24 protein-coding genes and 1 tRNA gene are annotated in these 23795 nt (G+C 66.6%); 9 read left to right on the top strand and 16 right to left on the bottom strand.

The window, feature by feature from the left end; genetic code table 11:
• Positions 1-119: 119 nt before the first annotated feature.
• Positions 120-809, bottom strand: a complete 690-nt coding sequence (locus tag ABRZ00_RS04615) for a c-type cytochrome (RefSeq protein WP_343837647.1) — start codon at positions 807-809, stop codon at positions 120-122.
• 152 nt (positions 810-961) lie between these two features.
• On the opposite strand from ABRZ00_RS04615, the gene yihA reads away from it, so the two are divergent.
• Together yihA and hemB are read left to right on the top strand one after the other, a co-directional pair.
• The gene (gene yihA, locus ABRZ00_RS04620) at positions 962-1585 is read left to right on the top strand and encodes a ribosome biogenesis GTP-binding protein YihA/YsxC (RefSeq protein WP_368640965.1); all 624 of its coding nucleotides are present in this window, start codon (positions 962-964) and stop codon (positions 1583-1585) included.
• Positions 1586-1650: 65 nt separating this feature from the next.
• Positions 1651-2667 (top strand): porphobilinogen synthase, encoded by a 1017-nt coding sequence (gene hemB, locus ABRZ00_RS04625; RefSeq protein WP_368640964.1) that lies wholly within the window; start codon positions 1651-1653, stop codon positions 2665-2667.
• 38 nt (positions 2668-2705) lie between these two features.
• Here hemB and ABRZ00_RS04630 read toward each other — a convergent pair whose 3' ends face one another.
• From ABRZ00_RS04630 to petA, 7 genes are all read right to left on the bottom strand, one after another.
• On the bottom strand, positions 2706-4196 hold the full coding sequence (locus ABRZ00_RS04630; protein ID WP_368640963.1) for a diguanylate cyclase: 1491 nt from the start codon (positions 4194-4196) through the stop codon (positions 2706-2708).
• A gap of 263 nt (positions 4197-4459) precedes the next feature.
• Positions 4460-4535 (bottom strand) — tRNA-Thr (locus ABRZ00_RS04635).
• Positions 4536-4567: 32 nt separating this feature from the next.
• Positions 4568-4996 (bottom strand): ClpXP protease specificity-enhancing factor, encoded by a 429-nt coding sequence (locus ABRZ00_RS04640; protein WP_368640962.1) that lies wholly within the window; start codon positions 4994-4996, stop codon positions 4568-4570.
• A gap of 4 nt (positions 4997-5000) precedes the next feature.
• Positions 5001-5609, bottom strand: a complete 609-nt coding sequence (locus ABRZ00_RS04645) for a glutathione S-transferase N-terminal domain-containing protein (protein WP_343837637.1) — start codon at positions 5607-5609, stop codon at positions 5001-5003.
• Positions 5610-5749: 140 nt separating this feature from the next.
• The gene (locus ABRZ00_RS04650) at positions 5750-6598 is read right to left on the bottom strand and encodes a cytochrome c1 (protein ID WP_368640961.1); all 849 of its coding nucleotides are present in this window, start codon (positions 6596-6598) and stop codon (positions 5750-5752) included.
• A gap of 31 nt (positions 6599-6629) precedes the next feature.
• Positions 6630-8015 (bottom strand): cytochrome bc complex cytochrome b subunit, encoded by a 1386-nt coding sequence (locus tag ABRZ00_RS04655; RefSeq protein WP_368640960.1) that lies wholly within the window; start codon positions 8013-8015, stop codon positions 6630-6632.
• 47 nt (positions 8016-8062) lie between these two features.
• Positions 8063-8707 carry a ubiquinol-cytochrome c reductase iron-sulfur subunit gene (gene petA / locus ABRZ00_RS04660; protein ID WP_343837630.1) on the bottom strand — a complete coding sequence of 215 codons (645 nt, stop codon included), beginning with the start codon at positions 8705-8707 and terminating at the stop codon, positions 8063-8065.
• A 150-nt stretch (positions 8708-8857) separates the two neighbouring features.
• Between petA and mscL the strand changes: the two genes are divergently transcribed.
• A complete protein-coding gene (gene mscL / locus ABRZ00_RS04665) occupies positions 8858-9307 on the top strand; it encodes a large conductance mechanosensitive channel protein MscL (protein ID WP_343837628.1) in 450 nt (149 codons plus the stop codon).
• Between the two features lie 35 nt (positions 9308-9342).
• Here the strand turns inward: mscL and ABRZ00_RS04670 are convergent, their stop codons facing one another.
• Positions 9343-10122: a Nif3-like dinuclear metal center hexameric protein gene (locus ABRZ00_RS04670; RefSeq protein WP_343837626.1), complete on the bottom strand. Its 780-nt coding sequence runs from the start codon at positions 10120-10122 to the stop codon at positions 9343-9345.
• Between the two features lie 92 nt (positions 10123-10214).
• Here ABRZ00_RS04670 and ABRZ00_RS04675 point away from each other — a divergent pair, with 92 nt between their 5' ends.
• Both ABRZ00_RS04675 and ABRZ00_RS04680 read left to right on the top strand, forming a co-directional pair.
• Positions 10215-11372: a S1C family serine protease gene (locus tag ABRZ00_RS04675; RefSeq protein WP_368642782.1), complete on the top strand. Its 1158-nt coding sequence runs from the start codon at positions 10215-10217 to the stop codon at positions 11370-11372.
• 70 nt (positions 11373-11442) lie between these two features.
• Entirely contained in the window at positions 11443-12495 is a 1053-nt protein-coding gene (locus ABRZ00_RS04680) for a cytochrome-c peroxidase (RefSeq protein ID WP_368640959.1), read from the top strand.
• A 34-nt stretch (positions 12496-12529) separates the two neighbouring features.
• Here ABRZ00_RS04680 and thpR read toward each other — a convergent pair whose 3' ends face one another.
• From thpR to ABRZ00_RS04695, 3 genes are read right to left on the bottom strand one after another with little or no spacing between them, the layout of a single operon-like run.
• Positions 12530-13144, bottom strand: coding sequence for an RNA 2',3'-cyclic phosphodiesterase (gene thpR / locus ABRZ00_RS04685; RefSeq protein ID WP_368647851.1), 615 nt, complete (start codon positions 13142-13144; stop codon positions 12530-12532).
• Entirely contained in the window at positions 13141-14979 is a 1839-nt protein-coding gene (locus ABRZ00_RS04690; RefSeq protein WP_368640957.1) for a cation:proton antiporter, read from the bottom strand. The genes thpR and ABRZ00_RS04690 overlap by 4 nt, the downstream gene beginning before the upstream one ends.
• Positions 14966-16414 (bottom strand): chloride channel protein, encoded by a 1449-nt coding sequence (locus tag ABRZ00_RS04695; protein ID WP_368640956.1) that lies wholly within the window; start codon positions 16412-16414, stop codon positions 14966-14968. The genes ABRZ00_RS04690 and ABRZ00_RS04695 overlap by 14 nt, the downstream gene beginning before the upstream one ends.
• A 238-nt stretch (positions 16415-16652) precedes the next feature.
• Between ABRZ00_RS04695 and ABRZ00_RS04700 the strand changes: the two genes are divergently transcribed.
• A complete protein-coding gene (locus tag ABRZ00_RS04700) occupies positions 16653-16904 on the top strand; it encodes a (2Fe-2S)-binding protein (RefSeq protein WP_343837612.1) in 252 nt (83 codons plus the stop codon).
• A 126-nt stretch (positions 16905-17030) separates the two neighbouring features.
• Positions 17031-17495 (top strand): bacterioferritin, encoded by a 465-nt coding sequence (gene bfr / locus ABRZ00_RS04705; protein ID WP_343837610.1) that lies wholly within the window; start codon positions 17031-17033, stop codon positions 17493-17495.
• A gap of 76 nt (positions 17496-17571) precedes the next feature.
• Here the strand turns inward: bfr and ABRZ00_RS04710 are convergent, their stop codons facing one another.
• The 4 genes from ABRZ00_RS04710 to ABRZ00_RS04725 form a co-directional block, all read right to left on the bottom strand.
• Complete coding sequence (locus ABRZ00_RS04710; protein WP_368640955.1) at positions 17572-18207, bottom strand: hypothetical protein; 636 nt, start codon at positions 18205-18207, stop codon at positions 17572-17574.
• A gap of 102 nt (positions 18208-18309) precedes the next feature.
• Positions 18310-19908 (bottom strand): peptide chain release factor 3, encoded by a 1599-nt coding sequence (locus tag ABRZ00_RS04715; RefSeq protein ID WP_343837606.1) that lies wholly within the window; start codon positions 19906-19908, stop codon positions 18310-18312.
• A gap of 19 nt (positions 19909-19927) precedes the next feature.
• Positions 19928-20560 (bottom strand): LysE family transporter, encoded by a 633-nt coding sequence (locus tag ABRZ00_RS04720; protein WP_368640954.1) that lies wholly within the window; start codon positions 20558-20560, stop codon positions 19928-19930.
• 28 nt (positions 20561-20588) lie between these two features.
• Positions 20589-22031 carry a DEAD/DEAH box helicase gene (locus ABRZ00_RS04725; protein WP_368640953.1) on the bottom strand — a complete coding sequence of 481 codons (1443 nt, stop codon included), beginning with the start codon at positions 22029-22031 and terminating at the stop codon, positions 20589-20591.
• Between the two features lie 233 nt (positions 22032-22264).
• Here ABRZ00_RS04725 and ABRZ00_RS04730 point away from each other — a divergent pair, with 233 nt between their 5' ends.
• Together ABRZ00_RS04730 and ABRZ00_RS04735 are read left to right on the top strand one after the other, a co-directional pair.
• Positions 22265-22879, top strand: coding sequence for a LemA family protein (locus ABRZ00_RS04730; RefSeq protein WP_368640952.1), 615 nt, complete (start codon positions 22265-22267; stop codon positions 22877-22879).
• The gene (locus ABRZ00_RS04735; protein ID WP_368640951.1) at positions 22876-23790 is read left to right on the top strand and encodes a YgcG family protein; all 915 of its coding nucleotides are present in this window, start codon (positions 22876-22878) and stop codon (positions 23788-23790) included. Before ABRZ00_RS04730 ends, ABRZ00_RS04735 begins: the two co-directional genes overlap by 4 nt.
• Positions 23791-23795 lie beyond the last annotated feature (5 nt).

Below are 23795 nucleotides of genomic sequence, written 5' to 3' on the forward strand. Positions count from 1 at the left end.
TCATAAAAAATGAGGGTTCGCTTGTGCGCGCCCCCTCGGTTCAAATACTTTATGTTTTAACGATACACCGGCCGGCGCCAGGCCCCCCTCAAGACCCTGCGCGCGACCGGGAAATCCGCCTAGCGCAAGCCGGCGGCGTAATCGGCGACGGCGGCCAGATCCTTGTCGTTCATGCGGTCGGCGATGTCGAACATGATCGCGTTGACCCGGTCGCCCGAGCGGAAAAGCTTGAGCTGTTCCAGCAGGTATTCGGGATGCTGGCCGGCCAGCCGCGGGAATTCGGCCGGCAGGCCGGCGCCGTTCGCCGAGTGGCACGCGGCACAGGCCGGAACCTTGCGATCGGCGATGCCGGCGCGCCAGATGGTCTGGCCGCGCTCCGTGGTGTCTTCGTTCGTGGCCGTGGCGGCCTTGTCCCAATCCATCTTCTGATGCGACAGGTACAGCGCCACGTTCTGGATGTCCTCGGGGGTCAGGGCCGCGGCGATGGCCGTCATGATCGAAGGCGCGCCCTCGGCGCCCGTGCGCACGGCGGGCTTGTCGCCCTGCGGCGCGAAGTCGCGCAACTGCTTGGCGATGTATTCGTGGGGCATCGCGGCCAGATTGGGATTCATGGGAATGGTGCTGTTGCCGCCTTCGCCATGACAGGTGACACAGGCCAGCACGCCGCGCGCGGGATCGCCGTTGACGAACAGTTGCTCGCCGGCCTTGGCATCGGGTTTCGGGGCGTCTTCGGCATGGGCGAGGCCGGGCAGAGCGCCGGCGAGAATCAGGCTGCCGGCCATGAACACACTGGAAAGCGCACGCTTCATGAGATCCTCGGTGGTGATTCGTTCGCGACGCCGGGGACCGGCGCCTGACAAGGCCGACACCGGATCCGCCCGGGACACGCGATGCGCGGCGCAACATTCAATCTGAAATTATACAATAGGCTTCACCCGCCCTTCTTGTCGAGCCCGCCTCCGTGTCTCTTCTCCATCGCGCCCAGTTCACGGTGTCCGCCGCCCGGCTGGATCAGTTGCCCGCCCCGACCACCGCCGAAGTCTGCTTCGTCGGCCGCTCCAACTCGGGAAAATCTTCCGCCATCAACGTCCTGGCCAATCAGCGCCGCCTGGCCTTTTCCAGCAAGACGCCCGGCCGCACCCGCCTGATCAACCTCTTCGGCATCCCCGATCCGATCACGCCGGACGCCTGGCTCGGCTTCCTGGTGGACCTGCCCGGCTACGGCTACGCCGCCGTGGACCGTTCCTCGCGCGACGAATGGGCCGAGGTTCTGGGCGGCTACCTGCACGAACGCGCCAGCCTGGCGGGCGTCGTGCTGCTGATCGACATCCGCCGGGGTGTCACCGACCTGGACCGGCGCCTGGCCCGATGGATCGCGCTGCGCGGGCTGCCGACCCTGGCCCTGCTGACCAAGGCCGATAAACTGCCCTACGGCCAGCGCGTTCAGGCCGCCGCCCGCGTGCGCAAAGAACTGGCCGACATCGGCACGCTGACCGCGCTGCCCTTTTCCGCCACCCACCGCATCGGCCTGGACGAGGCCGCCGTCCACATCGAAAACTGGATCTCGCCCCAGGCCGTGCCCTGAGCGCACCGCCCCCTGCCATCCAGCATCGCCCCGCCGCGTACGGCCGGGGTTTTCCGGAGTTCCGCATGACTGCCTTCCTGCCTCCCGTCGACTTTCCCGCCGCGCGCCTGCGCCGCAACCGGCGCGACGATTTCTCCCGCCGCCTGGTGCGCGAGACCCGCCTGTCGGTGGACGACCTGATCTATCCGGTGTTCGTCTGCGAGGGCCGCGACGTGCACGACCCCGTGGCCTCGATGCCCGACGTGGCCCGGCAATCCCCCGATATCCTGCTGCGCACGGCCGAGCAATGCCTGGAGCTGGGCATTCCCGTGCTGGCCCTGTTTCCGCACATCGATCCGTCCTTGAAAACACCGGACGGCCGGGAAGCCGCCAATCCCGACGGCCTGATCCCGCGCACCGTGGCGCTGCTGAAATCGAACTTCCCCGAGCTGGGCGTGCTGACCGACGTGGCCCTGGACCCCTACACCAGCCATGGCCAGGACGGCCTGATCGACGCCGACGGACAGTTGCTGAACGACCCCACGGTGGACATGCTGGTGCGCCAGGCGCTGACCCACGCCCAGGCAGGCGCGGACATCGTCGCCCCCAGCGACATGATGGACGGCCGCATCGGCGCCGTGCGCCAGGCGCTGGATGCCCAGGACCGCATCCACACCCGCATCATGGCCTACTCCGCCAAATACGCCAGCGCCTTCTACGGCCCTTTCCGCGACGCGGTGGGCTCGGCCGCCAACCTGGGCGCGTCCAACAAAGCCACCTACCAGATGGACCCCGCCAATCGCCTGGAAGCCCTGCGCGAGGTTGCGGCCGACATCCGCGAAGGCGCGGACATGGTGATGGTCAAGCCCGGCCTGCCTTATCTGGACGTGCTGCGCGAGGTCAAGAATGCCTTCGGCATGCCCACCTACGCCTATCAGGTCAGCGGCGAATACGCGATGATCAAGGCCGCCGCCGCCAACGGCTGGTTGGATCACGACAAAGTGATGATGGAATCCCTGCTCGCCTTCAAGCGCGCCGGCGGCGACGGCATCCTGACGTATTTCGCCATCGCGGCGGCCAAGATCCTGCGCGACTGCGGCTGAGCCCCCCTCCGGGCGGCCTCCCGCCCCGGGGGACCGCGTCAAGCCCTGACGGCATGCGTCAGACAGCCTTCGGCCGCGTCATCCGCATCGGCCCTGTAGGTGCAAAAGCGGTTGCGGCCCAGGCGCTTGGCCTGATAGAGCGCCTGATCCGCATGCGACAGCAGCGTTTCCAGATTGGGGGACGGCCCCTGCCTGTCGTGCGCGATACCGATGCTGACCGTGATTCTCAGGGGCTCGTCGCTGTCGTAGTAAAGACGGATCTTTTCCACACACACCCGCAGCCGCTCCGCGATCTCGGCGGTGTCTTCGAGAGAACAATCCGGCAGGACGACGCCGAACTCTTCGCCGCCCAGCCGCCCGAAGAGATCCTCAGGGCGGATGGCCTCCCGGATGGTGCGGGAGAACTCGGACAGCACGTTGTCTCCGGCCGCATGGCCGTGCCGGTCGTTGAGCCGCTTGAAATGATCGATGTCCAGCATCATCAGCCCGTTGCCGTACGGCGCCGGAGGAATCCGCCGGAGATACTCCTGGGCGCCTCGCGTGAAAGCCGGGCGGGACAAGGCCTGCGTCAGATCGTCGTGATCCAGGGCGCGGTTCAGCGACACGATCAGATCGCCGCGCGCCGCCAGCGCGCTGGACATGAGCAACGGCACTGTCATCAGCAACAGGACGCCCACCTGCAGGGATATCCGGGTCCAGACTGGCCACTGCGCCGACGGATCGCCCGGCGCCAGGGTCCAGCCGGCGCCGAAGGCAAGCAGGACTCCGAGGGCGGACGCCAGCGCCAGCCAGGCCGAAGTCCATTGCTGATAGGCATGCGCACAATACAGCAAGGCGGCGAAAGGCAGCAGCAGGGCGCCAGGCCCGCCCAGCAGGAAGCACAGCACCAGGCTGGCCGCCAGCAGCAGCGCCGGCATCCGCGCGGCCCATGCACCCGGCCCGCGCAGCAGGCCGTGCTCGCGGTGGCGGCGATCGATTCCGGGAATTTCCATCTTGGGCAACAGCAGGACCGGCAACAGGAAGATGCAGTAGCCAAGCCATTGGCCGAGCCAGCCGCTGGCGACCGCCTCCCAGGAAGCCGGCGCGGCCTGCAGCAGGAAACGGGCGGGCAGCCCGGCCGCCGCCGTCACCACCGCCGCCGCCAGCCCGGCCAACAGCATCCGGAGCACCGCCCTGGGCGTCCGCAGATTGTCGAGCGGCCAGAAACGCGCCAGGATAAGCCAGATCACCCAGATTCCCGCCAGATCGGCCAGGCCGTCCGCCAAGGCCCGGGGCCAGGCGATGCCCAGGCTGAAACGGGCAACGGCCAGGGCGGCGCCCAGAGGCACCCACGCCAGAAAGCGGATCGGTTTGGTGTGGCGAAGCAGCAGCCCGGCCAGAATCGCATTGGCCGGCCATAGGAATGCGCCGGCGAACGCCGGTTGTACGAGCAGACTGACCAGCGCAAGCAAGAATGCGGCCGCCGAGACCCATGCCGCCTGGAGCATCGGCCGTGAAGGGTTCGTGTCAAGGGAAATGGTCTGGCTCATGTCCGCATGCTGTCCGAGTGTCGTCCGCAGGCCGGCGGCCCACCTCCTCAGCGCCGGGATCGCCTCGACTCAAATGTAGCTGTGCATGATAGCCGGTTTCGGCTTCAGGTGATACCACATTCGTCATGTAGCCGGCCGCGCCATTCCCAGCCACAGAGAGGAGCTCCCGCCATTGCACGGCGCGCCATGAAAAACACCCCGCAGTGCGGATGGCATCCGGCCTGCGGGGCAATGGCAATGAAACAGTGCGATGTGGATCGCATTGGTGCCGGCTAGAGGAATCGAACCCCCGACCTTCTCATTACAAGTGAGCTGCTCTACCAACTGAGCTAAGCCGGCCAAGGATCGTCATTCTACAGGACGCGGGCGCCCTATTTGACGACTTTCAGGTGGGACGGCTTGGGCGCATCGGGCCCATCGTCCGGCGGCGGCCCTGCGGGCGGCGCGGGCTGCTCCGGCGCATCTTCCCCGCCCGGATAGGGCCGCGAGGCCACCACCTCGAAGCCCATGCCGGCACCGGTTTCGCGGGCATACACCGCCGACACCGCCCCCACGGGAATGAACAGATGCTCCACCGCCCCGTTGAAACGGGACTCGAACTCGATGTAGTCGTTGCCCAGCGTCAAGCGATTGGTGGCCAGGTGGCTGATGTTCAACGTGATCTGGCCGTCGTGGACATGGGCGGGCGGCACCACGGTGTTTTCATCGACGGTCACCACCAGGTAGGGGGTGTAGCCGTTGTCCGTGCACCACTCGTGCAGGGCACGGATCAGGTACGGTTTGGTCGAAGATTCCTGCATAGGCTCAGCGGCGCATGACCTTTTCGGAAGGGGTGAGCGCCTCGATGTAGGCCGGACGCGAAAACAGGCGTTCGGCATACTTCTGGATCGGCGCCGCGCTCTTGGGCAGTTCGATCCCATAGTGGCCCAGGCGCCACAGCAACGGGGCGACGGCCACGTCCAGCATGGAAAATTCCTCGCCCAACATGAATTTGTTCTTCACCAGCAGCGGAGCCAGTTGGGCCAGGCGGTCGCGGATGTTGGCGCGGGCCACATCGCGGACCTTTTCATCGGTGATGCTGCGGCTTTCCAGGGTGGAGACGTGGACGAACAGCTCTTTTTCGAAGTTGTACAGAAACAGGCGGGTGCGCGCCCGCATGATCGGATCGGCCGGCATCAATTGCGGATGCGGAAAGCGTTCGTCGATGTACTCGTTGATGATGTTCGACTCGTACAGAACCAGATCGCGCTCGACGAGGATGGGCACCTGACCGTAAGGATTCATCACCGCGATGTCTTCGGGCTTGTTGTACAGGTCGATGTCGCGGATCTCGAAATCCATGCCTTTTTCGAACAGCACGAAGCGGCAGCGTTGCGAAAAAGGGCAGGTCGTCCCGGAATAGAGCACCATCATGTCGTGGGTTCCAATGCAAAGAATTCGAAGAACGCGCGGGAAGCCGGAAAACGCCAAGCCAGGCGTGGCAACGCCTGGCTGGCATCCCGGCATACGCGCGGCCGGAAGAGGGTCATGCGCCCCGGAGGGCGCGTCCGACCTTAACGGACATGCTTCCAGTATGCCGCATTCATGCGGATGGCGACAAACAGGAACAGGAACAGGAACAGCATCACCCAGACGCCGATCTGCTTGCGCGCCAGTTGACCGGGCTCCGCCATCCAGCCCAGGAAGTTGCTGAGGTCGGCGACGTCGCTTTCGAACTTGCTGAAAGCCTTGGCGTCGTCGGAGTCGAAGCGGGTGACGCGGGTGGCCCCGCCGGTGTAGCCCTGCAGAACCTCGCTCTTGACGGTGGGGATGCCATCGGCGTCGTAGACCGTGGTGGTGCGCTCCCAGTGCGTATTGCCCTGGTCGTCGGCGACCTGGTGGACTTCGATATCCGTGAAGGTGCGCGGGCCTTCGAGCTCCCAGAGCGCGTTGGGCATGCCGACGCTGGGGAAGACGACGTTGTTCCAGCCGGTCTTCTTGGTCGAGTCGCGGTAGAAGGTGCGCAGGTAGGTGTAGATGTAATCCACGCCGGACGGACCGAAATTGGCGCTCTTGGCGCGGGCGATCACGGACAGATCCGGCGGCGCGGCGCCGAACCATTTCTTCGCGTCCTCGGGGGTCATGGAGATCGTCATCAGATCGCCGACCTTCTCGCGGGTGAAGAGCAGATTCTTCTTGATGTCGTCCTCGGACAGGCCCAGATCCATGAGCTTGTTGTAGCGCATGGAGTTCGCGCTGTGACAGTTCAGGCAGTAATTGACGAACAGTTTGGCGCCGTTTTGAAGAGCGGCCATATCGGTGATGCGATCAGGCGTGCGGTCCAGGTGCGCACCGCCCTCGGCAGCGAGGGTCAGCGAGCAGGTCAGGGACAGGGCCAGGGCACCGAGCAGTTTTTTCAGCATGATCTTTCCGTGACAGTCAGTGGTTCGGCCTTCAGTGGGCCCGGAAGGTGACGCGGTCGGGAACCGGCTTGAAGGTGCCCAGACGGCTCCAGACGGGCATCGCCAGGAAGAACGCCAGATAGATGACCGTGCCGACCTGCCCGACGAGCGTGGCGGCCGGAGAAACCGGCTGCGTGCCCAGCCAGCCCAGGATCAGGAAGTCGATGATGAAGATCGCGTACAGGACCTTGTGCCAATTGGGCCGGTAACGGATGGACTTGACCGGAGAATGATCCAGCCACGGCAGGAAGAACAGGATGACGACGGCGCCGCCCATGGACACCACGCCCCAGAACTTGGCGTCCAGGACCTTCAGCAGGATGGCGACCACGACCAGGATGCCGGGCACGGCCAGGCGCCAGACGCCCGAGAGCTTGCCCTTGGCGAACAGCGCCGCGGCGGCCAGCAGGGCGCCGGCGGCCAGAACCCAGGTGAAGTCGCTGGTGGTGGCGCGCAGCATGGTGTAGAACGGCGTGAAGTACCAGACCGGGGCGATGTGCGGCGGGGTTTTCAGCGGGTCGGCCGGAATGAAGTTGTTGTACTCCAGGAAGTAGCCGCCCATCTCGGGGCCGAAGAAGATGATCGCCGCGAACACGATCAGGAAACCCGCCACGCCGACCATGTCATGCACCGAGTAGTAGGGATGGAACGGGATGCCGTCCACGGGACGGCCGTGCGCATCCTTCGGGCCCTTCTTGATTTCGACGCCGTCGGGGTTGTTGGAACCCACCTCGTGCAGGGCGATGATGTGCGCCACGACCAGGCCGATCAGCACCAGCGGGATGGCGATCACGTGGAAGGCGAAGAAGCGGTTCAGGGTGGCATCCGACACGACGTAGTCGCCGCGGATCCACAGGGACAGCTCGGGGCCGATGAAGGGGATCGCCGAGAACAGGTTCACGATCACCTGGGCGCCCCAGTAGGACATCTGGCCCCAGGGCAGCAGGTAGCCGAAGAAGGCCTCGCCCATCAGGCACAGGAAGATAGCCACGCCGAAGATCCAGACCAGCTCGCGCGGCTTGCGGTACGAGCCGTAGAACAGGCCGCGCAGCATGTGCAGGTAGACCACGACGAAGAACATCGAGGCCCCGGTGGAGTGCATGTAGCGGATGAACCAGCCGCCCGGCACTTCGCGCATGATGTACTCGACGGACTCGAAGGCGAAGCGCGCGTCGGGCTTGTAGTTCATCACCAGGAAAATCCCGGTGACGACCTGGATCACCAGCACCAGCAGGGCCAGCGAACCGAAGAAATACCAGAAGTTGAAGTTCTTCGGAGCATAGTACTCGGACATATGCTCTTTGAACATTTTGGTGAGCGGGAAGCGGTTGTCCACCCAACCCAGCAACCCGGTCGTCTCGACGTTTTTATCGGCCATGGAAGGCTCCTAGATTCAATATCGCAAAAAGATGAACGGGGCGTCCATCAGGCCTTGTTGTCTTCTTCGACGCCGATGGTGATGCGGGTACCGTCGGCGGAGAAGACGTAGGGCGGGATTTCGAGATTGTCAGGGGCCGGTTTGTTGGCGAACACCCGGCCGGCCAGGTCGAACGTGGAACCATGGCAGGGGCACAGCCAGCCGCCGGGCCAGTCGCCGGGCAGGCCCGGCTGGGCGCCGGCCTGCAAATGCGAGGTCGGCGAGCAGCCCAGGTGGGTGCAGATGCCGATGCAGACGAAGTATTCGGGCTTGCGGGAACGGTATTCGTTCTTGGCCCACTCCGGCGTATAGCCGGGGCGATCGGACTGGGGATCGGCGAGCTCGGCATCGTGCTTGGGCAGGTTTTCGAGGGCGGCTTTCGAGCGGCGCAGGATCCAGACGGGTTTGCCGCGCCACTCGACGGTCATCATTTCGCCTTCGGCCAGGCCCGAGATGTCGGCTTCGACCGGGGCGCCGGCCGCCTTGGCCTTTTCGGAGGGAGCGAACGAGCCGACCAAAGGCACGGCCGTCGCGACGCCGGCGACGCCGCCAAGCGTACAGGCCGAAGCGACCCAGAAGCGGCGCGAAGGATCGGGGGGCAGGTTCGGGTCGACTGCGCCCTGCTCGTCGGACTGTGTCGGATGCTGACTCATTCTGTTATCCCTGGTTGCCGCCCGGCGGGCGGAGCATTTTGAACGTGATCTGCCTGTATGCGGGGCCGTGAAACCGTCTCCCCGCGAGGGTCTTCAACCGCGTATTATAGCGTTACGCCCAGTGGGGTAAATGGATGGAGGAAGACCGAAATGAGCGCAACCAGGGGTTTCATCAAAGAATTCCAGGAATTCGCCATCAAAGGCAACATGATGGACCTGGCCATCGGGGTCATCATCGGGGGCGCCTTTGGCAAGATCATCGACTCGATCGTCGCCGATCTGTTCATGCCGCTGATCAACTTCATTCTCGGCGGCGACGTCAATTTCGACAATCTGTTCTGGGTGCTGCGCCTGCCCGAAGGCTACGCGGGCGCCATGACGGCGGCCGAGCTGAGCAAAGCGGGCGCGGTCGTGTTCGCCTGGGGGCATTTCCTGACCATCTTCGTCAACTTCCTGCTGCTGGCCCTGGTGGTGTTCTTGATGGTCAAGCTGGTGAACCGCGCCCGCCGGCGCTTCGAGGCCCCGCCGGCCCCCGTCGCCGACATCACCCCCGAAGACATCCTGCTGCTGCGAGAAATCCGCGACGCCCTCAAGAAGTAGGCCGCACACCGCCCCGCGGGGGTGCGCGGCGGGCCTCACACGGGGTTGTCGATGTCCACGAATTCGCAAGGCACGCCGAAACGGGCTTCGACGGCCTCGCCCAGGGCGCGGACCCCGTAACGCTCGGTGGCATGATGACCCGCGCTGATATAGGCCGCGCCCGTTTCCCGGGCCAGATGCACAGTGGGTTCGGAAATTTCCCCGCTGATGTAGCAATCCGCGCCTGCCGCCAGGGCGGCATCCATCATGCCCTGCGCGGCGCCGGTGCACCAGGCCAGCCGCCGCACCGTCTGGCCGGGGTCGCCGATCACCAGAGGCTCGCGCCCCAGCCGCCGGGCGATGTCGGCGGCCAGCGCGCCCACCGTCGAGCCATGGACGGGCGCGCCCAGCCAGACCAGGTCATCGGGGCCGCAACGCCGGGGCGCGCCTTCAGCATCCAGGTCCGGCGTCCAGCCCATGACGCGCGCCAATTGCGCGTTGTTGCCCCATTCGGGATGGGCGTCCAGGGGCAAGTGGTAGGCGTACAGATTGATCCCATGCGCCATCAAGGCAGACAGCCGGCGGTGCTTGACCCCCCGGATGCAGGGGTCTTCGTTCTTCCAGAACCAGCCGTGATGCACCAGGATGGCATCCGCACCACGGTCGGCGGCGGCCTCGATCAGGGCCTGAGACGCCGTCACGCCGGTGACGATGCGGCGGATTTCATCGCGCCCCTGGACCTGCAAGCCGTTCGGGCAATAATCCCGGAAGCGTCCCGGCTGCAGCGCATCGTTCAGCCAATCCGCCAAGACCTGGCGAGACAGGGGCGCATTCATATGATCTCCTTTAGTATGTCTTTTTGCCATTCGTATTCGCCACGCCGCAAGACGGCAGGCGCACCCGAGAAAAATCGAGTCATCCCATGCTGATAAGACGATTGTGGCTGATTTTCGCCCAGGCCGTCACGGTCTGCCTGGGCATCCTGTTCCTGGTGGCCACCTTGCGGCCCCAATGGTTGCCTGGCGGGACGCCGGCTCCCCGGATCGCAGACGGTTCCCCGGCGGCGTCCGCCGTTTCCGGCACGGCGCCTGTCAGCTATGCCGCCGCCGTCGCGCGGGCCGCGCCGTCGGTGGTCAACATCTACACCGCCAAGCATGTGGATGTTCCGTTGGTGCCGCTGCCCGCCGACCCCCGGCTGGAGCAGTTCCTGCGCGGTTTGCCAGGATTCACGCGGCGTGAGGCCACCACCAGCCTGGGCTCGGGGGTGATCGTGCGCGCCGATGGCGCGATCCTGACCAACTACCACGTGATCGAGGCGGCCGATGCGATCGAAGTGCGCCTGCGCGACGGACGCCGCGCGTCCGCAAAACTGATCGGCGCCGACCCGGAAAGCGATCTGGCGGTGCTGAAGATCGACCTGCCGGACCTGCCCGCGATTGCCTTCGACCCGACCCCTTCGGTGCGGGTGGGCGACGTGGTGCTGGCGATCGGCAATCCGTTCGGCGTAGGCCAGACCACGACCCAGGGCATCGTCTCCGCCGTGGGGCGCAACCGCCTGGGATTGAACACCTACGAAGACTTCATCCAGACCGACGCCGCCATCAATCCGGGCAATTCGGGCGGCGCGCTGATCGACACCCGGGGCGAACTGGTCGGCATCAATACGGCGATCTATTCCGAGACGGGGGGATCGCTGGGAATCGGGTTTGCCATCCCGGCGGCGGCGGCGCACCACATCCTGGACGAGATTCTGGCCCATGGCCGCGTCCGGCGCGGCTGGCTGGGCCTGGAACCCCAGGATCTCACCCCCGATCTGGCGCGGGCCTTCCATCTGAAAGACACGCGCGGCGCCATCGTCGCCCGCGTGCTGCCGCACGGCCCGGCGGCACGCGCCGGCCTGCGGGTGGGCGACGTCATCCGTACGCTGAACGGACAGCCGGTGGAAGACGCCTACGACCTGGTCAACCGGTTGGCGCCCTTGCCGGCGGGCAGCCCCGCCCGCCTGGACGTCTGGCGCAATGGCAGGCTCACGACGCTGGACGTTCCGGTGGGCGTGCGCCCGGCCGCGCGGCGGACGGTTCATTGACCCCCATCAATACCGAGGCCCAATAACCATGTTCCCATAGTGGATATAACCACTCCACAAGGGGAACGTCATGAGAAAGCACGCGATTCGTCTCCTGGCCGCCGGCCTCGCCCTGTGCGGATCGGCGGCCCTGGCCGCCGGGGCGCCGGCCGCCGATGCCGTGCGTCAAGCCGCACGGCAACACTTCCAGCCCATCCCCACGGCAGAGACCGTCATCAAGGAGCGCAACATCTCCGCGGACAGCCTGGAGCTGGGCCGCTGGCTGTTCTTCGAGCCGCGCCTGTCGCGCAGCCACATCATCAGTTGCAATAGCTGTCACAGCGTCGGCACCGGCGGAGCGGACAACATCCAGACTTCGATCGGCCATGGCTGGCAGCACGGGCCCCGCAACTCGCCGACCGTCCTCAATGCGCTGTTCAACGAGGCCCAATTCTGGGACGGCCGCGCCGCCGACCTGAAAGAACAGGCCAAAGGCCCCGTGCAGGCCAGCGTCGAGATGAACAACACCCCGGCCCAGGTCGAAGAAACGCTCAAGAGCCTGCCGGAATACGTCGCCCTGTTCCAGAAGGCCTACCCGGACGATCCGGACCCGGTCAACTTCGAGAACATGGCTCACGCCATCGAGGCGTTCGAGAGCACGCTGGTGACGCCCCACTCGAAATTCGACCAGTTCCTGAACGGCGCCGACAGCCTGGATACGGTTGAACTCAAGGGCCTGGAACTGTTCATGGACAAGGGCTGCGTGGCCTGCCACCGGGGCGTCAACGTCGGCGGCCAGGGCTACTTTCCCTTCGGCGTGGTGAAGAAACCCGGCGCGGACATCCTGCCGCCGGACGACAAGGGCCGCTTCACGGTGACCCATACCGCCAGCGATGAATACGTGTTCCGCGCGGGGCCTTTGCGCAACATCGCCCTGACCGCCCCCTACTTCCACAGCGGCGACGTCTGGTCACTCGAACAGGCCGTGGCCATCATGGGAACCAGCCAGTTGGGCCAGGAACTGGACGACGCCGAGGTCAAGGCCATCACCCGCTTCTTGCACACCCTGACCGGCGAACAGCCCCAGGTGATCTACCCCACCTTGCCGCCGAGCACGGCCGCCACCCCCCGGCCGCAGAAGTAGCCCATCCGCCGGCGCGGACCGGACCCCGGGGCGGTCACTCCCTTTGCACCCCGGGGTCCGGCCCGCGCAGGGCGGATTCGGCCAGGATTTCATAAAAGGAACCCTCTGGACGCGGCGCCGAGGCCGCCAGCACGCAGCGGCGCGGCGTCCAGTCCAGCGGCCGGGGCGGCGGCAGCATGGCCGGATCGCCCGGCGCCGCCCGGCGCAACAACGATACGTGCGGACGGAAGGGCTCTTCCGGGCGGTCAAACCCCCGGCGCGCCAAAGCGCGCCACAACCACCCATGCATCGCCTCCAGCCAGGGGGGCGGGGCCGAAGGGCCGGCCCAGACGATCTGCGGGCCGCGAAAACGCCCATAGCGGTCCAGGCGCAGCGTGCCTCCGGTCAGTTCGGCTTCGTCCAGCAGGGCCGCCAACTCCGCCACCCGGTCATGGGGCACGGAACCCAGAAACGCCAGCGTCAGGTGCAGGGTGTCGGCCCGCATGATGCGCCCGCCGAACGCCGCATGGGCATGCCGCGCCCAGCCGGACAGCAGCCCGGCGGTCTCGCGGTCTGGCCACAGGGCGAAAAATACGCGCCGGCCAGAAGGGCCGGCAGCGGCGCCAGGGGAAGCGGCCGGGCGCCGCGAAGCGCCAGACTGGGCCGTCATGCGGCGTCCCGCGCCGGCATGGCGGGCAGTTCGATTCCGTCCGCGTCGTCCTCGTGCAGCCCGATGACAGTCCATCCCGCAAGGGGCTGCAGCGTCTGGTCCAGCGTGAACGGCTGCGCATAGCCCTTGGGATTGATGGCAAACAAGGGCACCACGCGGTGGCCCGGCCGCTCGGCCCGGTACTGCTCGAAGTTGAAGCTGTCCGACAGGCGCGTGGCCTTGACCCGGGCGCCGGCCGCCAGTCGGGCGGACAGTTTCCAATAGCCCAGATCCTGAGCGAAGAGGGTGCGGCCGCGATAGGCGGCGTCCAGCAGGTGTTTCTCGGCCTGGCCGACATCCTGGGAGCGGGGCAGGCTGAAGACCTTTCTTTTACCGAATTCATCGCGGCCTCGCGCCGTGATCAACTGGTTGACGTCGTCGCGCACGCCCAGGGCCAGCAAGCGCCCCAGGCCGGTGGTGTCCAGGTTGCGCTGGGCATGCGCGGACACCGGGCTGCCGTGATAGGTGGGCAACCCCATCATCCGGGCCTGCGACAGGCTGTACCAGTCGCTATCGCACAGGCGCACCGGCACGCCTTGCTCATGCAGCGCCTGGCCGATGGCGCGGGCCACGGGATTGGCGCCCGCGATCAGAAAGCCCACCCGGTCCGGTTCGGCCGCCTTCAACAGGCGCGCCACGGGACGCGCGGTCAGGCTTTGCCAGATCACCGTGCCGATGATCAGCAGAAAGGTCATCGGCAGCAACCGTTCGGCATGCGGCACGTCCATTTTCTCCAGGCGCAGGGCGAACAGCGCAGACACCGCCGCCGCCACGATGCCGCGCGGCGCAATCCAGGCCAGCAGGCCGCGTTCGCGCCAGTTCAACGTCGATCCCCAGGTGGAAAACAGGACTTTCAACGGCCGCCCCACCCACAGCATCACCGCCAGCACGGCGAGCGCAGGCCAGCCCAGGTCCAGTATCTGGCCCGGCGCCACGCGCGCCGCCAACAGGATGAACAAGGCCGAGAGCAGGATCTGGCTGAGGGTCTCCTTGAATTCCAGGATGTCGTCGACCGGCACGCCGGGCTGATTGGCAAGCCAGATCCCCATGAGGGTCACGGCCAGCAGGCCGGACTCATGCTGCAGCGAATTGGACAGGGCGAAGGCGGTGAACACCAGCGCCAGCACCGACAGATTGACCAGGGAATCCGGCACCCAGTTGCGACGCAGCAGCGTTCCCAGCAGCCAGCCGGCCGCCACGCCGATGCAGGCCCCGGTCGCCAGCGTGGCGCCGAATGCCCACAGCGCATGGCCCCATTCGTGGGTCATGCGCAAGGCCACCATCAGGTCGTAGGCGACCACGGCCAGCAGGGCGCCGATCGGATCGATCAGGATGCCTTCCCAGCGCAGCGCGTGAGCCACGGGCGCCACGGGGCGCACGGTCTTGAGCAGCGGCGCAATGACCGTCGGCCCGGTGACGGCCGTGATGGCGCCGAACAAGATCGCCAGGTCCCAGGGAAAATCCAAAAAGAAGTGCACCGCCACGGCCGCGACCGACCACGCAATCAGCGTGCCGCCCGTCACCAGTCGCCGCACCACCCGCGCCAGGCCGCGCGTCTGATGGAATTCAAGCGTCAGACTGCCTTCGAACAGGATCACGGCCACCGACAGCGAGACGAGGGGAAACAGCAGGTCGCCGAACAAGGCATCCGGATCCAGCCAGCCGGCCAGCGGCCCGATGGCAATGCCTGCCAGCAGCAGGAACAGGATCGCCGGCACCCGCAGACTCCAGGCCAGCCACTGGGCGCCCATGGCCACCAGGCCGATTCCGGCCAGCATCAGTTCAGGGTTGTGCATCGTTGCGGTTTCCTCCGTCGGGGGCCCGTCCATCGCCTGTTTGCCGCCGCGCATCCGCTTCGGACCGTTCTTTGCGCGCCCGCCACTGACGCCACCCCTTGAGCAGCCCGTAGGATAGATGAGTTTTTTCCTGGCCGACCGGAATGTCCGTCCGCACGCGCATCCAGGATGATTTGGCGTGGCCCAGACGCTGGTCCGGGTACACGCTGCGATGGCCGATGATCAGGTAGGCGGCGATGGCCGCACCGGCCGCGTATAGCGTGCCGACCGCGCCGCCGAACAGTTCCACGCCCATCAGGATGGCGGCCAGCGGCGTATTGGACGCGGCCGCCACGACCGACACCAAGCCCACGGCGGCCCCCAATGCCGGGCTGATGCCGCACAGATGGGCAAAGGCATTGCCCGCCACTGCGCCGATGACGAACTGCGGCGTGACGATGCCGCCGTAGAAGCCCGAGCCCAAAGTGACCGCCACCAGAAGTGTTTTCCACAAGAAGCCGGTATAGGGCATCGCCTCGCCCGCCAGAGCCCGGTCCATGAGCGGGAGGCTCAGGCCCAGATAGTCCGTCGGGATGGCCACGGACACCAGCAGCGCCAGCGTCAGACCGCCGGCCAGCGGCATCAGCGGCGGCCACACGTTCCAGCGGGCTTGCAGCCGCTGGCAGGCGTTGCGCACGGCATAGATCAGGTCCACGAACACGCGCGCCACCAGACCGCACAACATGCCGACCAGAATGGTGCGCAGGAACAGCGACTCGGAAAACACCGGCAGCACATCGACGGCGTACTGGTCGTAGGGAATGCCCAGCGCCTTGCTGACCTGGTACGAGGTCACCCCCGCGATCAGGGCGGGAAACAGGAAATCGTGGCGGATGCGGCCGATGATCAGCATTTCCACGCCGTACAAAGCCCCGGCGATGGGGGTGCCGAACACGCTGGCGAAGCCGGCGCTGACGCCGCAGGCCACGATCCGCCTGCGCAGGTCGGCGTTCAGCCGGAACACCTGACCGATCACAGCGCCCAGGGACGCGCCCAGGTGGGAACACGGGCCTTCCTTGCCGGCCGAACCGCCGCTGGCCAGCGTGATGATGGCCGCCACCGGCTTGATCCACAGGGTTTTCCAGGGCATGCGCCCGTCCTGCTCGTGCACGGCGGCAAAGATGGAGTCCTTCAGGCCCGATGCCGCCAGGCGGCGACGCATGTGGCCCATCAGCAAGCCATTGGCCAGCCCCGCCAGAGGCAGCAGCAGCCAATAGGCCCACAAGGGCATGGCTTGAGCATGCCCCGTCGCGAAGAACAGCGTATGCAGGAACAGGCTGGTGCCGGCGCCGACGACCAGCCCCGTCAACGAGGCCAGGACCAGCCATTGCAGCACGGTCGCCAGCATCACGGCGGGTTCCAGCAGATCGATACGGGGCGCGGGGGGCAGTTTCATGGGAGCGGACGGCGCTCGGGGGCCACGAAGCCCTCGATCAGGACGCGGCCGGCAGACCGGATGGAGACATGCGCGTCACACGAAAGGGACGCGAACCGCCCGGCACACCCGTTGCAGGCCTGGTCCCGGGCAGTATAGCCGAGGCGGCCGCGGGCTCCGCCCCGTCAGGCGCTTGCACCGGCTCCGCCGGTCAAAATAGCGCTTGCCATCCATATTAAAAAATATGATAATCATTCTCATGTATATTTGTGTATGCAACGCGATCAGCGAACGCCAGGTCCAAGATGCCATCGCCCAGGGGGCGGCGGATCTGGGCGACCTCCAAGCCCAACTGGGCGTGGCGACCTGTTGCGGCCACTGCGCAGACACCGCGACGGAATACCTGCCGGGCGGCCGCTATGCGGCTGACGTCGGCCCTGCCGCTGCCGGACTGACCGGGCCGCTCGAAGTCACGGTTCTGTCGCGCGCCTCCGCCCGCCGCGTCGCCTAGGGTCTAGCCGCGCTGATCGGCGGCACATTCTTTCCGCCCCTTGGTTCCCGAGGGGCGCGGGTCGTGCTAGCCTTGTGATTTGACCTGTCCGATTCCGGTCGGGCCTCGCACCAAGGAGCACAGGCCATGCAAGGCGATAAAACCGTCATCCGCTATCTGAACCAGCAGCTGAAGAACGAACTCTCGGCCATCAACCAGTACTTCCTTCATGCGCGCATGCTGCGCCACTGGGGGCTGGACAAGCTGGGCGAACATGAATACAAGGAATCCATCGGCGAAATGAAACACGCCGACCTGCTGATCGAGCGCATCTTCATGCTCGACGGGTTGCCGAATCTGCAAGATCTGCACAAGCTGCTGGTGGGCGAGACCGTTCCCGAGATCCTGGCCTGCGACCTGAAGCTGGAAACCAGCGCCCAGGCCACGGTCAAGGAAGCCATGGCCTACTGTGAATCGGTGCAGGATTTCGCCTCGCGGGATCTCTTCCTGACCATCCTGAACGACACCGAAGAACACATCGACTGGCTGGAGACGCAGATCGGCCTGATCGAGCAGCTCGGCCTTCAGAACTACCTGCAATCGCAGATGTGATCCCGCCGGCGGCGTGAGGACGCATCCGCCTGCCGGTGCGGCCCCGCCCGCCCGGGATCTGGTTCGCCGGGTTAGGTCAGAATGTGGATTTTTTCGCCGGGCAATCGGGCACACGGCCCCAGGCGGCGTTGGGCTCGCAGTATTTGTTGCGGGCCGCCCAGGCGCATGAGGGCCGCGAGAAGAACCCCAGTGACTCGCAGGCCTTGAGTTCAGCCTGGAAAGCCGCCTGCCACTGGGAGCCGCTGGAGGCTGCCTGGGCCTGCTGCGGCGGCGCCGGCGGCGGCGTGGTGACGTCGATGGGCTGAACCACCTGGCTGCCGCCCAGCCCCCCGAATTGCGCAATGCCCTGCAAACCGTCGCCCAACTGGTTCCGGGAAGCCAGCTCGATGGCTTCGTCCATGGAGATCGTGGTGGTCGCCAGGGCGATCGGCCCGCCGGATTCCATCAAGGAGACCTGCGGGATCTTCCAGTCGACGGGCGGCGCCAGTTGCGGCACCCCCTGGCGGCCGTCCGGCAGCACCTGCGGCGCGGACGCCACGTAGGGCTTGCCGTCGGCGCCCAGCACGACGTCCTGGTCCAGCTCGGGGTGCGGCGCCGGCGCCTGGATCTGGGACGGCCCATGCGCGATCAGCCAGTCGCCCAACTGCAGGCCGCCCCAGGCGGATGCGCCTGCGGCTACCAGCAGAAAAGCGAAAATCAGACGCCAGGACATGGACGGATCGCCTCGTCGATCAATGCGGATTCTGCATTGTATAGGATGCGATTGGCGCATCCGGATACGGCGTGTGTCCGGATGCGGGCCGACCGCGCGGGCTTACGCAAAGACCTGGCCGGCATGTTCGCGCATGGTGTGGAACTCGATCTCGGGGTAGCGCTCCTGGGCAACCCGCAGTTGGGCAGGCGAACCGGCCAGGAAGGCGACCGCGTCCACGACGTCATAGGCGATATTGGCCGCGTTGGCGTCCATGAATTTCTTCAGGATCCTGGCGTCCGGGCAGGTGATCCAGCGCGCCAGGCTGTAGCGCGACGGCATCAGGCGCGCGTCCACGCCGTATTCGGTCTTCAGGCGATGCGCGACCACCTCGAACTGCAACTGGCCCACGGCGCCCAGCAGCAGCGCACCGCCGGCGGCTTCGGGGCGGAACACCTGAATGGCGCCCTCTTCGCCCAGTTGCGTCAGCCCGGTGCGCAACTGCTTGGTGCGCAGGGGATCCTTGACCTCGACCGCCTGGAACAACTCCGGCGCGAAGAACGGCAGCCCCGTAAAGGTCAGCGATTCGCCTTCGGTCAGCACGTCGCCCAATTGCAAAATGCCATGGTTGGGAATGCCGATGATGTCTCCGGCAAAGGCTTCCTCGACGATCTCGCGCCGCTGCGACAGAAAGGATACGACGTTGTTGGGCCGAATTTCCTTGCCGTTGCGGGCGACTTTCAGCCGCATGCCGCGCTCGAACCGGCCGGAGCTGACACGCACGAAGGCCACGCGGTCGCGGTGCGCCGGATCCATGTTGGCCTGGACTTTGAAGACCACGCCGGTGAACTTGGGCTCGGCCGGCAGCACGCTGCGCTCCAGGGCCGCGCGCGGCCCGGGCGCAGGCGCCAGTTCCACCAGGGCGTCCAGCACCTCGCGCACGCCGAAATTGTTGATGGCCGACCCGAAGAACACGGGCGTCTGGCGGCCGGCAAGGAAGGCGGCCTGGTCGAACGCGGGCATGGCCCCCGTGATCAGCTCGATTTCCTCGGCGGCCTTGGCGTGGGCGTCGCCAAAGCGGGACGCCAGCGCCGGATTGTCCCGCCCTTCGATGGTCTCGTCATCATCCCGATGGCGCTCCGCCCCCGGCCGGAAGACCCGCATCCGGTCGTGGCGCAGATCGAACACCCCGCCGAAACTCCGCCCCATGCCGACCGGCCAGGAAAAAGGGATCGCATCCATGCCCAGATGGCCCTCGATCTCCGAGAGCAGGTCCAGGGGCTCGCGCACCTCGCGATCGAGCTTGTTGATGAAGGTGATGATGGGGGTGTTGCGGGCGCGGCAGACCTGCAGCAGGCGGATGGTCTGGGGCTCGACGCCGTTGCCGGCGTCGATCACCATCAGGGCGGCATCCACGGCCGTCAGCACCCGGTAGGTGTCTTCGGAGAAGTCCTGGTGGCCCGGCGTATCCAGCAGATTGATGACGCAGTCGCGGTATTCCATCTGCATCACCGAGGACGCCACCGAAATTCCGCGCTGCTTCTCGATTTCCATCCAGTCCGACGCCGCATGGCGGCTGGCCTTGCGCGCCTTGACGCTCCCGGCGATCTGGATCGCGCCTGCGAACAGCAGCAGTTTTTCGGTCAGCGTCGTCTTTCCCGCGTCGGGGTGGGAAATGATGGCAAAAGTGCGTCGGCGGGCGACTTCGTCGTTCAAATTCATGGGAAGGGTCGGATAGGCTTCAGTGCTTGTGACTGAAGGAGGCCAGGACGGTGCCGGCCAGGATGAACATCGAACCGAAACCTCGGTTCAGCCAGCGGATGTGGCCTGGCTTGCGCAGCATCCGGAGGATCTGCGAAGCCAGCGAAGTATAGCAACTCATGGCCACCAGATCGGTCAGGCACAGCGTGGCGCCGATGAGGAAATACTGCAGCGGCAACGGTCGGCCCAGGTCCAGGAATTGCGGCACCACGGCCAGCAGAAACATGGTGCCCTTGGGATTGGTGATGTTCACCAGATAGCCGCGCAGCAACTGGTCGCGGACCGGATGCACGCTTTGCGGCGGACGGGCCTCGACCGCCACCGGCGCCGCATCGGTGCGGAACTGCCGCACGCCCAGGTAGACCAGATAAACGGCACCGATCCACTTGACGATCGTGAAGGCCAGTTCGGACGTGGCCAGCAGGGCGCCCACGCCCAGCGCCACGATGACGAGCTGGCAGATGATGCCGGCCTGCAGGCCGGCGATGGTCCAGACGCCGTGGCGAAAGCCGTATTTCAGCCCCGAGGCCATGGAGCAGACGGCGCCCGGGCCGGGCGAGAAAGAAATCGCCCAGGACGCCGCGAAGAAAGCCAGCCAGGTGGACCAGGCCATAGGGATGCTCCTGCGTCGTTGGCCCCGATCAATCGCCCTTGTGCAGCAGCGCGGGGCGCCCGGACGTGGCCGGACGCGCATCCCGGCGCGGCGCCTGATGCGTGCCGCCTTCGCGGGCCGGGCGGCTGCCCGGCGCGCGGCCGCCGCCGCGGCGCGCATCCGGGCCCGAACGGCGGTCGGCCGCGGGCGAACCCGGCCGGCGACCGTCACGGCCGGACGCTTCGCGCCGGCCGCCGTCATTGCGCCGGCCGCCGAAGTCGTCCTGCAGGCGCGCGATGGCGCGCTTTTCCCGGGCATCGGGCGCGGAATCGGCCGTCACCATGGCGGACGGATTCCAGCCTTCCACAGTGATCGGTTCGATGGTCTGCTTGATCAGGCGCTCGATGGCGCGCAGCAGCTTGACCTCGGAGGAGTCCACCAGCGACAGGGCGGCGCCGGCGCTGCCCGCGCGGCCGGTGCGGCCGATGCGGTGCACGTAGTCTTCGGGCACGTTGGGCAGTTCGAAATTCACGACCTGAGGCAGTTGGTCGATATCCAGACCCCGCGCAGCGATATCGGTGGCCACCAGGACGGCCACCTTGCCATCCTTGAAGCCGGCCAGGGCCTTGGTGCGCGCAGCCTGGCTCTTGTTGCCATGGATGGCGGCGGCGGTCAGGCCGTCTTTCACCAGCTTTTCGGCCAGGCGGTTTGCGCCATGCTTGGTGCGCGTGAACACCAGCACCTGGTGCCAGCCGCTTTCACGGATGATGTGGCTGAGCAGGTCGCGCTTGTGCGACTGGCTGGTCATCACCACGCGCTGGCTGACCAACTCGGAGGCGGTGTTGCGCCGGGCGACCGAGACCTCGCCGGGGTTGTTCAGGATGCCCTGGGCCAGGCTGCGGATCTCGTCGGAGAACGTCGCCGAGAACAGCAGGTTCTGGCGCTTGGCCGGCAGCAGCTTGAGCACGCGCCGGATGTCGTGGATGAAACCCATGTCCAGCATGCGGTCGGCCTCGTCCAGCACCAGGATCTCGATGCCGGACAGATCCAGCGTCTTCTGTTGCGCATGATCCAGCAGGCGGCCCGGCGTGGCCACCAGGATGTCCACGGGCTTTCTCAGCGCCGCGATCTGGGGATTGATGTTGACCCCGCCGAACATCACCATCGAACGCACGGCCGTATGCTGGCCGTACAGACGCACGGACTCCTCGACCTGGGCGGTCAGTTCGCGCGTCGGGGTCAGCACCAGCACGCGGGGGCGACCCGGGCGCGGCGCGGCGGGATGGCTCAGCAGATAGTGCAGGATCGGCAGCGTGAAGCCGGCGGTCTTGCCCGTCCCGGTCTGGGCGGCGGCCAGCAGGTCGCCGCCTTCCAGCACGCGCGGGATGGCCTGGGCCTGGATCGGGGTGGGATGGGTATAGCCCGCTTCGTGAACGGCGCGCAGCAAGGGTTCCGCCAGGCCGAGCGAGGCAAAAGTAATCGAAGTGTTCAAGAAAATGACTCCAGCGACCGCCTATCGCTCGAGCCGAGAGATACCAATCGAGGCCGACGTATGAAGAATGTCAGGAAGGGACGCCTCCGGCGCGCGAACGCCCGCCGTGGCGGAAAAGAAACCGCGCAGCGACTGGTAGGCTGCGCGAAGCGGCCCATTATAACGTGACTGCCGCTCCCGCGCCCTTAAAATGAACCGATCCGCCCCGCAGGGGCGCCACACGAGAGGCCCGGATGTTCCGACGTTACCTGAATCTGGCTGCGCTGGCAGCCTTGACGCTGCTGCTTTCGGGCTGCGGCTACAACGAAATCCAGCGCCAGGACGAACAGGTCAAGGCGGCCTGGTCCCAAGTCTTGAACCAGTACGAACGCCGCGCCGACCTGGTCCCCAAGCTGGTGTCCTCGGTCAATGCCTACATGGTGAACGAGCGCGCCGTACTGCAGCAGGTCACGGAAGCACGCGCCCGGGTCGGCCAGATCCGCGTCAGCGCGGACGACCTGGACGACCCGGCCCTGATGGCCCGCTTCGAGCAGGCGCAAGGCGCCCTGTCCTCCGGCCTGTCGCGCCTGCTGGCGGTCTCGGAAAACTACCCCCAGCTCAAAAGCGACGGCTTGTTCCGCGACTTGATGACACAGCTCGAGGGCACGGAAAACCGTATTGCGGTGGCACGCGAACGCTACGTCGGCGCGGTGCAATCCTACAACCTGACGATCCGGGAATTTCCCACACTGATCACGGCGCGCGCGTTCGGCTACCAGCCCAAGGCCCAGTACGGCCTGGACAAGGCCGACGCCGTCACGCGCGACCCCGAGGTGAAATTCGACCTGCCCCAGGGGCAGGCGAAATGAGCCTGCGCCGCTGGTTCGCGGGCAGCCTGCTGGCGATGGGCCTGCTGGCCGGCGCGAGCCTGGCGCCAGGCGCCGCCGCAGCCCAGGCGGCGGGGGCGGCGGCCGCCCCGGCGCCCGCCGCGCCGGACAAGGGCGATCTCGTCCCCGTCCCGGCCTGGACCGGGCCGGTGATGGATCTGGCCGGCGTGCTGACGGCCGAACAGATCCGCGCCCTCACGGAACAGGTCCGGGCCCTGGAGCAGGCACACGGCGCACAACTGTTCGTGCTGCTGGTCCCCGGCACCGGCAACGATTCCATCGAGCAGTACGCGCGCCGGGTCTTCGACCAATGGGCCGTGGGCCGCAAAGGGGTGGACGACGGCGTGCTGCTGCTGGTCGCCCTGCAAGACCGCCGGCTGCGCATCGACGTCGGTTATGGCCTCGAGGGCGCCGTCACGGACGTGGACGCCGGGCGGATCATCCGCGAGCGGATCACACCGCGCTTCGCCGAAGGCGATGTCTTCGGCGGCGTGGAGGCCGGCGTCTCGGCCCTGTCGGATCTGATCGCGGGCGAACCCCTGCCGCCGCCCGAGTCCGCCGAAGAGGACGACAGCGATGAATGGTTCATGTTCCTGCCCCTGACGCTTTTCTCCCTGGTGATGCCGCCGCTGCTCGGCGCCCTGCTGATGGGCGGCTTTGTCCTGATTCTGACCGAAAGCCTGCTGTGGGCCGGCGCCGGGGTGCTGGCCGGCCTGGCCCTGGGCATCCTGGGCCGGGTGCTGCACATCGCGGACCGCCTGCCGCGCGGAGGCGGTGGCGGAGGCGGTGGTTTCGGCGGAGGCGGCTTCGGCGGAGGCGGCTTCGGCGGAGGCTCGTCGGGAGGCGGAGGCGGCGGCCGGGGCGGCGGCGGAGGCGCGTCCGGAAGCTGGTAGCGAAG

The sequence above is a fragment of the Castellaniella ginsengisoli genome, from assembly GCF_040955415.1.
GTDB lineage: Bacteria > Pseudomonadota > Gammaproteobacteria > Burkholderiales > Burkholderiaceae_B > Castellaniella > Castellaniella ginsengisoli.